Origin of the sequence: Caballeronia sp. LZ016, from assembly GCF_031450805.1 — a bacterium.
Lineage (GTDB): Bacteria > Pseudomonadota > Gammaproteobacteria > Burkholderiales > Burkholderiaceae > Caballeronia.
Window position 1 is genome coordinate 61229 of record NZ_JARTVY010000001.1, and the last position, 14343, is coordinate 75571.

The following is a 14343-nucleotide window of genomic DNA, read 5'->3' on the forward strand; positions in this document are numbered from 1 at the left end:
TTTTAGCCTGCGAACTGACGCAGCGGATGCAGTTGCGGCAGAACTTCATCGGCCGCGCGCTTCACGTCGTTCGGAAAGTCGATCTCGATCCACGGTGCGCCGGTGACATCGGCGATATCGAACACGTGGCGTTTTTCTAGCAGAAGGTCGCGCACCGCTTCTTCGTGCGGCAGCTTCGCGCGGCCCGTCTGCACGTAGTCCGCAACGATATCGGCGAGACGCGCGGCCGTCTTTTCGTCGAAGCGAAAGAAGCCGACCGATTCGCCGATGGTGTCGTACTTGAGGCCCGCCGCCACCTGCTTGCGCAGCTCGACCGGCACGCCGTTCTCGACGCACAGCTTCACCGGCTCGTCGCCGGCTTCGAAATCGCGGTCGATCAACAGACGGTTCACCGAGCCGCCCGCCACGAGCGGCTCGACGATGCGCTCATCGTAGAGCACGTCCGCGTCCATCAGCAGCACGTCGCCGCCGCGCGTCATCGCATCGCGCGCCGTGTGGACGGACAGCACGCTGCCGAGCGTGTACTCGTCGTTCACGATGGTCGAAGTCCGCGGCTTCCAGTCGATGCCCGCGAGTTCCGCATCGATCTGCTCGTGCTTGTAGCCCGTCACGAAGACGATTTCGTCGACGCCCGCGTTCTTCAGAAAATGCAGATGGCGTTCGAGCAGCGAGGCATCGCCCGAACCGTCGCCCATGTTGTCCTTGAAGCGCAGCAGACACTTCGGTTTTTGCTGGCCGTCGGGCTGACCGAGACGCGAGCCCATCCCGGCCGCAAGAATGATTGCGCGCATGCTTGTGTTTCTCTTCGAGGGTGATCAGTCGATGTCCGGCACGCGCGCAAGACGGCGGCGCTGCCAGCCCTTCTCAACGAAATGCAAATAGACGATGCCCGGCACGCCGAGCAGCAGTTCCCGCGCGCGCTTGGCGAGCGACAGCGCGAGCGCCGCTTCGGGCGGCAGGCCGACGAGCCGCGCGAGCAGCAGATAGCCGCCCTCCTGCACGCCGAGCGAGCCGGGAATCATGAAGGCCGCGCCGCGAATCGCCTGGCCGAGGCTTTCGAGCAGCAGCGCTTCGGTCAGCCCGACCGGATGGCCGAGCACGTTCAGCGCAAGCCACACTTCGCCGGTGCCGACGATCCATCCGATGAGGCTCAGGCCGAAGCTCGCGGCGACCTTGCCGCGCTCGCGATAGAGCGCGTGCACGGCGGTGTCCACCGCTTCGGCGCGGGAAACCAGCGACGACCAGTCGCGCTTCTTCGAGAAGCGCGCCGCGATGCCGGAGACGAAGCGCATCGCGCGGCCGAAGAGGCCCCGCCGTTGCGCGAGATAGAAGCCGAAAATGAGCGCGCCGATCACGGCGACGACCGCCAGCACTGCGATCGACACGACGGTCGACGATCCGCCCGCCGCGTGATCCGTGAGCAGCACGACGCCGACGAGCGCGAAGATCAGTTGGCCGACCGTCTGCATCGTCGTGCTGACCGTAATGACGGCGGCGGCGTCGCGCGCACGCATGCCGCGCTGCGAGAGATGGCGGACCATCAGCATCGGCCCGCCGATCTGGCCTGCGGGCATCAGGCTATTGACCGATTCGCCCGCCCAGCGCGCGAGCAGCGCATCGCGCAGGGAGACATCGCGTTGCTTGCCTGAGAAGAGCACGCTGATCGCGCCGGCATCGAGCATGAGCGGCACGAAGTGAAAGGCCGCGACCGCGACGAGACCCCAGCCCGCTGCGGCGAGCGTCGACGCCACCGAACCGAAGCCCTGCCAGCCGAGCAGCGCGATGAACAACACCACGCCGACCGACAGCATGAACGTTCCGGCGCGGCTCATGCCTGTCCGTTCTTGCCGCCCTTGCGGCGAAAGACCTGCCGGAAGCCGAAGTAGGCGATCGAATCCTTCATGTTCGAAATGAAGCGCTGGAACGGCCGCATGTTCGGATTCGTCACGTATTCGAACGTGAGCGACACGCGCATTTCGTTCTCGCCGAGCGGCGTGACGCGATGGCGCAGCTTGTCGCCGTCGAAGAACACCAGCGCGCCCGGCGGATACTGCACCGAGCCGGGCTCGGGCGTCGCGTTCGGCGTGCGCGTGTGCAGTTCGTAGTCGAGGCGGCAGGAAGAATGGTCGACGACGCCGAGCAGCATCGTGTAGCGGCGGCCGTTGTAGTACGAGGTATCGTAGTGCCAGCCGATGTGATCGCCCGGACGCGTGTAGAAATACAGCGCGTAGGCGTGCGGGTCGTCTTCGGGCGAGAGCTGCAGCTTGTCGCCGCTGATGGCTTCGAGCCACTTGATGAGCGCCTCGGACCGGTACAGGTCCGCGATGAACGGCGCGAGCTTGTCGAGCGTGTGGCGGCTCACGCTGCCGCCCGCCTTGTGACCCGGCAGATAGTTGCGGTTCACGGCCGGCGTCACGTCGTGAACGGCGGCGATCAGGCGTTCGGTGTATTCGCGCGGCAGGAAGTCGTCGAGATAGAGGAAGGAGCCCTGCTTCTCGTAGTCCGCATGCAGCTTGGGCGTCTGCAGCCCCGCGAGCCGGGCGTTCAGCGTGGCGTCGATTTCGTCCCGCGTGGGACGGCCGGCGTGCGTTGCATGCTGTTCGTGTTGCAGGTTGTTGACCGGGGTTGCCGTATCGCTCATCTCACCGCCTGGAAATCGTTGCCGTCCTTCGCCTGCGCAGCTTGTGTGGCCTGTGCGGCCTGTGCGTTGGCATGCACGCTTCTCACGACCCGCCGATAGTCCACCGCGACATACACCGCGAACAGCGGCGCGCCGATGCATGCGGCGATCAGGAACGGCGTCATGCCGTTGAGGATCGTCACGACCGGCAGCAGGTACAGCACGTCTTCGGTCTCGAAGCCGCCCATCGAAGCCTGCCTCGTGCCGGACTTGCCGACCATCGACTCGACGCGCATGCGCAAGAAGAAAATGATCGCGACCGCAACGCCCGCGACGCCGCCGAGCCACTGCGCCGCCGCAGCCATCGACGGATGATGCTCCGCCACATAGAAACCGATGCCGACAAACAGCAGCACGGTAATGAGCGCGTCGGACGCGAGGTCGTAAAAGTGCCCGATTTTACTCGACTGGCCGCTGATGCGCGCGAGCTCGCCATCGGTGTGATCGACGAAATTGGACAGCGCGATCAGCAACGCGCCGAGCGTGCAGAGCCAGAAATCGCCGAGGGAAAGGCAGTACGCTCCCGCGAGGCCGATAACAAGGCGCAGCGTCGTCAGATGGTTCGGCGTGACGGGCGTGCCGACGAGCGGCGTGACCAGCGCGCGGGCGAGCCGCGCGTCCCACGTGGAGGGCTTCGGAACGGTTTTGGGGTCGGGCGGACACGGTTTAGTCATGACCGCGAATATATCGCTAATCGGGCCGCACTGCATGGGTGCGGGCTGCCGCCGGCGACTGCGAACGCCCCGTTCCGTCAGGGTTCGCCGGGTTTCACCCAGCCCGTTTCACTCGACGTTTTTGGCCGCAGCGCCGCCGGCGTTCGAGCCGACCGACGCCGCCGTTTCGTTACCGACGCCGCCGCTCTGATCCACGGGCAGCGTCACCGTGCGCACGGTGCCGTTGCCGAGCGGGAAATCGGCGAGCGCGCTGCGGGCGAGATAGGGCATCGCGTGAAAGAGCGACGCATCGCCGGTCGAATTGACCGCGCTCACCTTGTAGACCTCGCGGCCCGTCGTGCGGTCGGTCATGCGAATCTGCAGCGCGTGGATAAAGACCGGATAGCTCTGGTCGACATAGCCCGTCGGTCCCCACGGACCGTACGGCCCCATGCCGCCCCACGGTCCCCAGAACGGGCGGCCGTAGTAGCCGTACATCGGCCACGGATCGTAATAGACGGGCTGACGCACGGTCAGCAGATCGCCGCGCACCGAATACGCGAGCGCCACTTCATAATGCGCGCTTCCTTCAGGCGCGTGCTTGAACGCATATCTCGCCAGCTCGTTCGCGACGAGCACTTCGTAGGTTGCCTGTTCGATGCTGTTCTGCTGCTCGGGCGTGCGCGCGAACGCGTAGGTGCGGTTCGCGTCGCTGCCGGACCAGTCCGAGAAGGCGGTCACGCGAGTCTGAACGTAGCTCGTGCAGCCCGCGAGCCACAGCGCGCCCAGTAGGCAGACGGCGCGAACAAGCGTCCGGGGAAACTTCGGGAGATTCATGGTCTTCCTCACTTGGTCGACTGCCCTTCTTAGTTATAGATAGCACTTGCCAGCCTTGCCGGCTCGCATCGGACTCACGACGTCCAGCCGTTTTGTACAATGGTTCGACCCGCCGCGCCCGCATTCGTGCCGTACCGCCGTGCGACCGCGCCGCCATTCCACCTACACGATCCTGCCATGTCCAACACCGCACCGACCGCATCCGCTGTTATCCGCCGCGAGGACTACACGCCGCCCGCGTTTCTTATCGATTCGGTCGCGCTCGAGTTCGATCTCGTGCCGTCGCGCACGGTCGTGAAGAACACCATGCGCCTGCGCCGCAATCCGGACGCCGCGGGCGAAGCGCCCCGTCTGGAACTGATGGGCGAGCAGCTCGAATTCGTGAGCGCATCGATCGATGGCCAGCCGCACGCCGACGCCCACGTGACCGACCACGGACTGTCGATCGGCGATATTCCCGGCGACGCGTTCGAACTCGTCATCGAAAGCATCTGCAATCCGGCCGAGAACACGACGCTGTCCGGGCTATATGTGTCGAGCGGCAACTTCTTCACGCAATGCGAGGCGGAAGGATTCCGGCGCATCACTTATTTTCTCGACCGCCCGGACGTGATGGCCACCTACACCGTCACGCTGCGCGCCGACAAGTCGGCGTATCCGGTGCTGCTGTCGAACGGCAATCTGCTCGAAGAAGGCGATCTGCCCGATGGCCGTCACTTCGCCAAATGGGAAGACCCGTTCAAGAAGCCGAGCTATCTGTTCGCACTCGTCGCGGGCAAGCTCGTCTGCCTCGAAGAGCGCATCGAATCGAGTTCGGGCAAGGAGAAGCTGCTGCAGGTCTGGGTCGAACCGCAGGATCTCGACAAGACGCGTCACGCGATGGATTCGCTCATCCACTCCATCCGCTGGGACGAAAAGCGCTTCGGGCTTGAACTGGATCTGGACCGCTTCATGATCGTGGCGGTGAGCGACTTCAACATGGGCGCGATGGAGAACAAGGGCCTCAACATCTTCAATACGAAGTACGTGCTGGCGAATCCGGAGACGGCGACCGACATCGACTTTTCGAACATCGAGGCCGTGGTCGGCCACGAGTATTTCCATAACTGGACGGGCAACCGCGTGACCTGCCGCGACTGGTTCCAGTTGAGCCTGAAGGAAGGGCTGACGGTGTTCCGCGACCAGGAATTCTCCGCCGACATGGCCGCCGGCGATGTCGAAGGCGCGGCGAGCGCGGCCGCCCGCGCGACCAAGCGCATCGAAGACGTGCGCGTGCTGCGGCAGATGCAGTTCGCCGAGGACGCCGGCCCGATGGCCCACCCGGTGCGCCCGGAAAGCTATGTCGAGATCAACAACTTCTACACGATGACCGTCTACGAGAAAGGCTCGGAAGTCGTGCGGATGTACCAGACGCTTTTCGGCCGCGACGGCTTTCGGCGCGGCATGGACCTCTACTTTCAGCGCCACGACGGCCAGGCCGTGACCTGCGACGATTTCCGCCGCGCGATGGCCGACGCCAACAAGCGCGACCTCGCGCAGTACGAGCGCTGGTACAGCCAGGCCGGCACGCCGCGCGTGACGGTGCGCGCATCGTACGACGCCGCCGCGAAGCGCTACACGCTGACGCTTGCGCAAGGTTACGGCGAGACGTCGGAGGCGGCGCGGGCGACCCAGAAGGGACCGCTGCTGATTCCGTTCTCGGTCGGTCTCATCGGGGCGAACGGCGCGGATCTGCCGCTGCGGCTCGACGGCGAGCCGCAGCCGGGCGGCACCACTCGCGTGCTCGAACTCACGGAGCGCGAACAGTCGTTCACGTTCGTCGATGTGAACGAGCCGCCGCTGCCGTCGCTGCTGCGCAATTTCTCGGCGCCGGTCATCGTCGATTTCGATTACACCAATGAACAGCTCGCGTTCCTGCTCGCGCACGACAGCGATCCGTTCAACCGCTGGGAAGCCGGTCAGCGGCTCGCGACGCGCGAGTTGCTCGCGCTGGCGGGACGCGCGGCGAAGGGTGAGACGCTATCTCTCGACGATGAAACCATCGCCGCGTTCGCCCGCGTGCTCGACGACACGACGCTCACGCCCGCATTCCGCGAGCTCGCGCTGATGCTGCCGTCGGAGAGCTATCTGGCCGAGCAGATGAGCGTGTCCGACCCGGCCGCTGTGCATGCGGCGCGCGTGTTCATGAGCCGGCAACTGGCGTCGCGCCTGCGCGACAAGTGGCTCGCGCTCTACGAGGCGAACCGGACGCCGGGCGAATATCGGCCGACGCCCGAAGACGCCGGCAAGCGCGGCCTGAAGAATCTGGCCCTCGCCTATCTGAGCCAGCTGGACGATCCGCGTGACGGCGGTAAGCTCGCGCAGAAACAGTACGACGACGCCAACAACATGACCGATCGCTCGGCGGCGCTTTCCGCGCTGCTGCTGGCGAGCGCGACGGCAGGCGCGAGCGCGACGGTCGCCGATGCCGCGCTCGAAGACTTCTATCGCCGCTTCGAGAAGGAGCCGCTCGTCATCGACAAGTGGTTCGCGCTGCAGGCGACGCAGCGCGGCGGGGCGGATCGCAAGGTGATCGATATCGTGCGCGAGCTGATGCAGCATCCGGCGTTCAACATCAAGAATCCGAATCGCGCGCGCTCGCTCATTTTCAGCTTCTGCAGCGGCAATCCCGCCCAGTTCCATGCCGTCGACGGTTCCGGCTACGCGTTCTGGGCCGAACAGGTGATCGCGCTCGATGCGCTCAATCCGCAAGTCGCCGCGCGTCTCGCGCGCGGACTCGAAATGTGGCGACGCTTCACGCCGCAGCTTCGCGAGAAGATGCATGCGGCGTTGACCGAAGTGGCGTCGAAGGTGAAGTCACGCGACGTACGGGAAGTCGTGGAGAAAGCACTGGCGTCCTGAGCGTTGCTAGCAGCCTGAACGGCCGCCGCGCGAGCATTCGCGCGACGGCCGTTCTCGCTTATGGCGGGCATCGGCGGGCGCTGTCATAAGGAATGACCGAATCGAGCGGTTACAATCGTGAACATTCGTCTAAACGCTCACGGAGCTCCGCATGTCCTCCATCTCCAGCCGTACCACGCTGACCAAGTATCTGATCGAGCAGCAGCGTGAACATCAAAACCTGCCGGCCGACCTGCGTCTGTTGATCGAAGTCGTCGCGCGCGCTTGCAAGCAGATCGGCTACCAGGTCAGCAAGGGCGCGCTCGGCGACGCGCTCGGCTCGGCGGGCAGCGAAAACGTCCAGGGCGAAGTGCAGAAGAAGCTGGACGTGCTCTCGAACGAGATTCTGCTCGAAGCCAACGAATGGGGCGGGAACCTGGCCGCCATGGCGTCGGAAGAGATGGAAAAGATCTTCCCGATCCCGAACCGCTATCCGAAGGGCAATTACCTGCTGACCTTCGATCCGCTCGATGGCTCGTCGAATATCGATGTCAACGTATCCATCGGCACGATCTTCTCCGTGTTGCGCTGCCCCGACGGCGCGGAGCCGACCGAAGCTGCGTTCATGCAGCCGGGCTCGGCGCAGGTGGCCGCCGGCTATGCGGTCTACGGTCCGCAGACGGTGCTCGTGCTGACCACCGGCAACGGCGTGAACTGCTTCACGCTCGACCGCGAACTGGGCTCGTGGGTGCTGACGCAGCGCGATATGCAGGTGCCGGCCGAAACACGCGAATACGCGATCAACGCGTCGAACAGCCGCCACTGGTACGAGCCGGTGCAGCGCTACATTGGCGAGTTGAACGAGGGCAAGGACGGCCCGCGCGGCGCGGACTTCAACATGCGCTGGATCGCATCGATGGTCGCAGACGTGCATCGCATCCTGACTCGCGGCGGCATCTTCATGTACCCCGCCGATCGTCGCGATCCATCGAAGCCCGGCAAGCTGCGTCTGATGTACGAGGCAAACCCGATGGCGTTCATCGTCGAACAGGCTGGCGGCGCGGCGACGAATGGCGAGCAACGCATCCTCGATATCGTTCCGACGAGCCTGCATCAGCGCGTGCCGGTCTTCCTCGGCTCGAAGAACGAAGTCGAGCGCGTGACCGGCTACCATCTCGAAAAGAAAATTTGATTCAGGCTATTGCCAAAACGAGAAGGTGCTCGCTATAATCTTGTTTCTCTGATGCCGGAATAGCTCAGACGGTAGAGCAGCGCATTCGTAATGCGAAGGTCGGGGGTTCGATTCCTCTTTCCGGCACCACAAGATTCAGCATCAAACAAAAACCCGCGTTCACGCAAGTGACGCGGGTTTTTGCTTTGCGTTCGCGGTTCGGCGCGACTCATCCGACTCCCTGGCTCGGCGCACACAGCGGATCTCGCTGTCGCGCTGTTCCGTTTTGGCGTGCCTTGACCGCGCCGGCTAATTCGCGCGTTATGTGCGGTTTCATACAGGAGCGACCCATTTTCCGCTCCGCAGCATGAGTCGTCAACGATGGTTTCCCGGTATCGTTATACCTATAGAGGAAAGGCTAGAGTTGGAAGCGTGCGGCAGGCGTCGTCGGCAAGGACAGACGCCACGCGCCTTGGCGGGCGGGGTCGTGCGACCGGAATGCGAAGCAGGGCATCGCGCGCAAATTACCGAAGGACTCACGAAAGATCATGCCGGGTCGGACGCGCCGCTCAAGTCAGGCAGCGACGATTCCGATAACGCATAAACACAAGGAAGTGGTATTGGATTAGTAAGGATGCGATTCACGCGAACGGTCGCATCCGCAGCAACGCAACAGTTGACGTCACCCGAGGAGAGAACCATGGACGCGAAACCGACGAAGATCCCGACGCCCGATAAAGTGTATTCGCCGGACCCGGAGCCGGTGGCGGTCGAGTTTCTCGCGACCGAGTTGCCGGAGCACGTGCGCGCGTTCTTCGACGAACAGCGCAAGATGGCGTCGTCGAAATAACGGCGGCGAATCTCATCGCCCTGTCGTCGACGTGATCCTGACGCCCTTGCGCGTGGCGCACCCGGACTCCGAAGTCCGCATACGGCTCGACGCCGGCGGGCGTCGCGCGCCCTCGAATATCGTCGATCGTCGCTGGCCGGCGCGCGTCCGTTTCGCCGGCTGAAGTCGCTGCGCTATGCTGGCGGTTTCGCCAGCTTCCGCCCATCACCGATGCGCCGACCTTCCCTTCTTCGTTCCCTTCACGCGATAACCGCCGCTTCGGCGCTCTTCCTCGCCTTCGTCACGCCCGCGCACGCCGACGGCGACGACACCGCGTTCACGAATCTCATCGCACTGGTTTCGCAACGGCTGGCTTTGGCCGAACCGGTCGCGCGCTGGAAATGGGCGAAGCACGAGCCGATTACCGACGAACCGCGTGAGGCGGCGTTATTGAAACAGGTCGAACAGCGGGCACTCGCCGCGCAAGTGGACCCCGAATTCGCGCAACAGTTCTTCCGCGATCAGATCGACGCCAGCAAGGACGTGCAAAACGCCCTCTTCGCCAGCTGGCGCGCGGTGCGGGCCGCGCCGGAAGGCACGCCGCCCGATCTCGCCCGTGATACGCGGCCGAAACTGGATCAGCTCACGCGGTCGCTGCTGAGCGCACTGGCTCGCATCGAGCCGATTCGTCATGCCGACGACTGCCCGCTTCGCCTCGCCGACAGCGTCGCGCGCTGGAAGCATCTGACGCGCTATGAGTCGTCGATGAACGCGCCGCTTTCGCGCGCGTTGTCACATGTGTGTGCGACCGGCGGTGTGGGCGCGGTTGGTTGAACCGACCGGCGTCGGATTGCGCGACGCTACGCTACGTTACGTTGACGAGCGCATCGAGCGCGAGCGGTGTGACGGCGAGTCCCCGCGAAAGGCGCTCGGCAAGAATCCGGTAGGTTGCCAGGTCGAATGCCTGCGGCGTGGCGGCCACGCATAACGCCCGCGCTTCGGTCAACGTGCCGGCCGTCCCGAGATACTGCCATTTGTCGACGACATGCCACGCGCGCGCGCCCGTCGACGCGTCGCGCTCCTCGATCGCGATCGCGCCCGCATGCAGCCACGGCGCGCCGCGCGCATCGCCGGTGCGCGACTTCGAAACGCGATTCAGCGACGGACGCAGCGTTGCAATCATCTGCGCTTCGGCAAGCATCGCGCCGATTTCACCGCCCGTCGCCTTCCATTCGACACGCCGTACGAGCGCGGCGAGGCGCATGTCCTTCGCGGATCGCCGCGGCCCCGTCAGATGGGAGCGCACGCGCTGACGCAGCCGCACGCTGCGGCCGACGTAGAGCGGCAGGTCATCGTCGCCATAGAACATATAGACGCCGCAGCCCGCCGGGATACGCTCGATCGTGTCTTCGTCGATATGCGCCGCGAGCTGGAACCGTCGCGTGACGCGCTCGACATGCGCGCGCAGCACGTCTTGCGGATGCGCGCCATGAAGATGCTGCCAGAACTGCCATAGCAGATCGGCGTCTGCGAGCGCCCGATGCCGCGCCGAAGGCAACAGCGCATGACGTTCGACGAGCGCATCGAGGCCATGGCGGGTCTCTCGCGGATAGATCGCACGCGAAAGCTGAACGGTACAGAGCACATCCGGCGAGAAACGCATGCCGATACGCCTGAACTCGCCCTTCAGGAATCCGTGGTCGAAGTGCGCGTTGTGCGCGATGAAGAGCCGTCCGCTCATCCGCTCCATCAGGCCGGAGGCGAGTTGCTCGAAGGTGGGCGCGTCGCGGACCATCGAATCGTCGATGCCGGTGAGCTGGCGGATGAACGCGGGAATCGGCCTGCCGGGATTGACGAGCGATGTCCATTGCGACACGCCTTGCGGCCCCGCCTCGACAATGCCGATTTCCGTGATGCGGTCGACGCCCAGCGTGCCGCCCGTGGTTTCGAGATCGACGAAAACGATCGGTTCGGCGGGCAGTGCGGATTGGGGCAATGAGTCGGGAAGCATCGTGGGACGGCTGGGTTGAGGCGGATCGAAGATCGCGATGACGATCGGATCGTGCATTCTAACGTACGGCGTTTTCCCGCAGCGATGGAGTGTGGGAAAACGCATTGACATCGGCAAATTGTACTTTTGCTAATATCGATTTGCGCATTGGTTAGTAGTTTCACTGATTTACGGTCTGCGAGACCTCGGCTTCGCGCATTCGTTATCCATTCGACAGCACAGAAGATAATCAGCAATTGAGGATAACCCGGTTGTCGCAGCCGCCTACGTTGCGGACGATTTATCACCACCCGTATTTTGGTTGTGGTAGTGCAGTCCGACGGAAAGTGACGACAAACCCGCCCGGCGGCCGGCCCCGTCGGACGGAGCGCCCAGCTTGCCGGGCGATCCAAGGCGGCGGCTCTCTTGAACACGCTAAACTTTTTGTGCGCTTTCCGCATGGACTCTTTTAACCTCCACGCGATTATTTAGTTTCCAGCCGTATTAATCCGTTAATGCCGACCGGATTCATAGCTATGAAAATGCACAGGACACGGATTCTGAATGAATCCACTACATCGCTCCGCCTTTATTCGCGCAATTGCTGTGTGTATTTATGACCCACTCGTCAACTCATTTTATAAGCAGCGTTAATTCGAACCGGAAAGGCACGATCGAGTTCGTCAGCAAAACTTACTGCCATGGCGGAGCCAACGGACATTCTGTAGCGGACTATCGGGCGAGCGTTTTCACACGGCTACCCGGCGCTCCGCACAGGCCCACGGAACATGGCCTAGAGCCCTCCCGGCCCATGCCGGCGCGACCGCGAAAAAAAAGCGCGACCGGGAAGTCGCGCTGACAAAGTTTGGAGATCTTTTCCGTCAACGAAAAAGTCTGCTTCGGAAAGCAGAAACGGCAGTATAGCCATACGCCACGCATGAATTACAGTCGGAACGCACAAACGTCTGTTTCATTACCATCAACAATCATCACTTCGGCATTTTCCCATTGCGAATGCCCCGGTTTCATGTAGCACTTGCGCAACGCTGTCTTGTTGACACCCACGCCCTTACGACTTTATTCGCTTATAAACCCTTGTGTATAAAGGAGAAAACGCCGTCGGGCGATCATTGCTGATTGCAGAATGATTTATTGCGGATTCTGGAACATCCGCTTTGTAACGCCGTCTTTACACTTCGTCTGGTCCGGAAACAAATGTGTCGCACCTTCGGACGCATTGCTCCGGTGGCCGCGCCTCTCGCAGCGCGCCGCACGGAGGTTTCCTCAAAGCCTGGGACCCTTAGGCCCAAACTGCTCTCGGAGTTACAAAGATGAAAAAGACTCTCATGGTCGCTGCCCTGTCGGGCGTTTTCGCTACCGCTGCCCACGCGCAAAGCAGCGTCACGCTGTACGGCCTGATCGATGCGGGCATCACCTACACGAACAACAACGTGACGACGGTCGGCGGCCCTGGCCATAGCAACTGGAAGGCGACGAGCGGCTCGGTCAACGGCAGCCGTTGGGGCCTGCGTGGTTCTGAAGACCTGGGTGGCGGTCTGAAGGCGATCTTCACGTTGGAGAACGGCTTCAACATCATGAACGGCACGAACGGCCAGGGCGGTCGTGAGTTCGGCCGTCAGGCTTTCGTCGGTCTGTCGAGCAACCAGTTCGGCGCGATCACGCTTGGCCGTCAGTATGACTCCGTGGTCGACTTCCTCGGGCCTCTGGCGCTGACGGGTACGCAATACGGCGGCACGCAGTTCGCCCACCCGTTCGACAACGACAACCTGGACAACACGTTCCGCGTCAACAACTCGGTCAAGTACACGAGCGCTAACTACGCTGGCTTCAAGTTCGGCGCACAGTATGGCTTCTCGAACGCAGCCGGCGGTTTCTCGAACAACCGTGAATACAGCGCAGGCGTGTCGTACAACTACGGTCCGTTGAACATCGCCGGTGCGTACATGCAGCTGAACAACGGCAACAATCCGCTGCAAGCAGGCGGCGCAGTTGCTGGCGACGCTCCGTTCGTCGCAGGCCGTCAGCGCGTGTTCGGCGGCGGCATCAACTACGCGTTCGGTCCGGCGACGGTCGGTTTCGTGTTCACGCAGACGATGCTGGACAACGCTACGCAAATCAGCGCGGTCGGCACGCAGACGGGCTCGCCCTTCAACCTGTCGAACGGCCACGTTCGCTTCACGAACTACGAAGTCAACGGCCGTTACAACCTGACGCCGGCTTTGTCGCTCGCTGCGAACTACACGTACACGAACAGCCGCATCGACGGTATCGCCCCGAAGTGGCATCAGGTCGACCTGCAAACGGCGTACGCGCTGTCGAAGCGTACCGACGTGTACCTGCAGGGCGAGTACCAGCACGTGACCGGCCTGGACGGCTCGGATCTGGGCGCGACGATCAACGGCGTCGGTATGTCGTCGTCGTCGAACCAGGTTTCGGCAACGGTTGGCGTTCGTCACCGCTTCTAAGCCGTATCCGCAGCACAGTTGTGAAAAAGCCGCTCTTCGGAGCGGCTTTTTTTCGTTCTGCGTTTCCGGTTCGGTTTCAGCGCGGATAACGCACGTCGAGAATATCGATCTGCTGAACGCCTGCGGGCGTGTGCAGCGGCACCGTATCGCCGATCCTGGCCTTGAGCAGCGCACGCGCGACCGGCGAGATCCAGCTGACGTGGCCGCGATCGAGATCGACCTCGTCGATACCGACGATCGTCACCGTATGCACGATTCCGTCGTCGCCCGCGTAGTCGACCGTCGCGCCAAAGAACACCTGGTCGACGTTTTCCTGCTTGCGCGCATCCACGACTTCCGCGAGGTCGAGGCGCTTGGTCAGGAAGCGGATGCGGCGGTCGATTTCACGCAGACGGCGCTTGCCGTAGATGTAATCGCCATTCTCCGAACGATCGCCGTTGGACGCCGCCCAGGACACGAGCCTGACGACTTCGGGACGTTCGGTATCGAGGAGCTGCAGCAACTCGCTGCGCAGCCTCTCATGCCCTGCCGGCGTGATGTAGTTCTTGGCGCCGGCCGGGACATCGGGCTGGTTCAGTTCGAGGTCGTCGTCGCTCTCGTCCGATTCTTTGACAAATGCCTTGTTCATCGTACCAACCAGTTTCAGTATTCTGCGGATGGGTTCAGACCATCAACTTACCACGCCCCAAGGGGCGAAGCGCGATCGGACCTGACTGCGCGATGGTGGCGGCAGCGGTCGAATGCAAACGATGCGTCGATCTTTCGGTCGAAAACTCTTCCTTTTTGAAAAAGGCTTCGCTATAATTCCGCTTCTGCG

The 14343-nt window shown here is 63.1% G+C and carries 12 protein-coding genes and 1 tRNA gene; 6 read left to right on the top strand and 7 right to left on the bottom strand.

The features are described 5' to 3' along the window. Positions 1-2: 2 nt before the first annotated feature. The 5 genes from P9220_RS00295 to P9220_RS00315 all read right to left on the bottom strand — a co-directional run bounded on the left by P9220_RS00295 (position 3) and on the right by P9220_RS00315 (position 4170). Positions 3-791: a phosphocholine cytidylyltransferase family protein gene (locus P9220_RS00295; protein WP_309763041.1), complete on the bottom strand. Its 789-nt coding sequence runs from the start codon at positions 789-791 to the stop codon at positions 3-5. Positions 792-815: 24 nt separating this feature from the next. Beyond that, the gene (locus P9220_RS00300) at positions 816-1832 is read right to left on the bottom strand and encodes a flippase-like domain-containing protein (protein ID WP_309763042.1); all 1017 of its coding nucleotides are present in this window, start codon (positions 1830-1832) and stop codon (positions 816-818) included. Further along, the gene (locus P9220_RS00305) at positions 1829-2641 is read right to left on the bottom strand and encodes a 2OG-Fe(II) oxygenase (protein ID WP_309763043.1); all 813 of its coding nucleotides are present in this window, start codon (positions 2639-2641) and stop codon (positions 1829-1831) included. Before P9220_RS00305 ends, P9220_RS00300 begins: the two co-directional genes overlap by 4 nt. Further along, positions 2638-3354, bottom strand: a complete 717-nt coding sequence (locus tag P9220_RS00310) for a CDP-alcohol phosphatidyltransferase family protein (RefSeq protein WP_309763044.1) — start codon at positions 3352-3354, stop codon at positions 2638-2640. Before P9220_RS00310 ends, P9220_RS00305 begins: the two co-directional genes overlap by 4 nt. A 108-nt stretch (positions 3355-3462) precedes the next feature. Further along, positions 3463-4170, bottom strand: coding sequence for a DUF4136 domain-containing protein (locus P9220_RS00315; protein ID WP_309763045.1), 708 nt, complete (start codon positions 4168-4170; stop codon positions 3463-3465). A gap of 177 nt (positions 4171-4347) precedes the next feature. Here P9220_RS00315 and pepN point away from each other — a divergent pair, with 177 nt between their 5' ends. The 5 genes from pepN to P9220_RS00340 all read left to right on the top strand — a co-directional run bounded on the left by pepN (position 4348) and on the right by P9220_RS00340 (position 9884). Beyond that, positions 4348-7071, top strand: coding sequence for an aminopeptidase N (gene pepN, locus P9220_RS00320; RefSeq protein WP_309763046.1), 2724 nt, complete (start codon positions 4348-4350; stop codon positions 7069-7071). Positions 7072-7222: 151 nt separating this feature from the next. Continuing rightward, positions 7223-8242 (top strand): class 1 fructose-bisphosphatase, encoded by a 1020-nt coding sequence (locus P9220_RS00325; RefSeq protein WP_309763047.1) that lies wholly within the window; start codon positions 7223-7225, stop codon positions 8240-8242. Positions 8243-8295: 53 nt separating this feature from the next. Beyond that, positions 8296-8371: transfer RNA gene (locus tag P9220_RS00330), tRNA-Thr, on the top strand. Between the two features lie 550 nt (positions 8372-8921). Further along, complete coding sequence (locus tag P9220_RS00335; protein WP_309763048.1) at positions 8922-9071, top strand: hypothetical protein; 150 nt, start codon at positions 8922-8924, stop codon at positions 9069-9071. A gap of 210 nt (positions 9072-9281) precedes the next feature. Beyond that, a complete protein-coding gene (locus tag P9220_RS00340) occupies positions 9282-9884 on the top strand; it encodes a chorismate mutase (protein WP_309763049.1) in 603 nt (200 codons plus the stop codon). A gap of 31 nt (positions 9885-9915) precedes the next feature. On the opposite strand, the gene P9220_RS00345 is transcribed toward P9220_RS00340, so the two are convergent. Continuing rightward, positions 9916-11061: an exonuclease domain-containing protein gene (locus P9220_RS00345; protein ID WP_309765320.1), complete on the bottom strand. Its 1146-nt coding sequence runs from the start codon at positions 11059-11061 to the stop codon at positions 9916-9918. A gap of 1310 nt (positions 11062-12371) precedes the next feature. Between P9220_RS00345 and P9220_RS00350 the strand changes: the two genes are divergently transcribed. Continuing rightward, positions 12372-13526: a porin gene (locus P9220_RS00350; RefSeq protein ID WP_309763050.1), complete on the top strand. Its 1155-nt coding sequence runs from the start codon at positions 12372-12374 to the stop codon at positions 13524-13526. Between the two features lie 76 nt (positions 13527-13602). Here the strand turns inward: P9220_RS00350 and greB are convergent, their stop codons facing one another. Beyond that, positions 13603-14154: a transcription elongation factor GreB gene (gene greB / locus P9220_RS00355; RefSeq protein WP_309763051.1), complete on the bottom strand. Its 552-nt coding sequence runs from the start codon at positions 14152-14154 to the stop codon at positions 13603-13605. Positions 14155-14343: the final 189 nt, after the last annotated feature.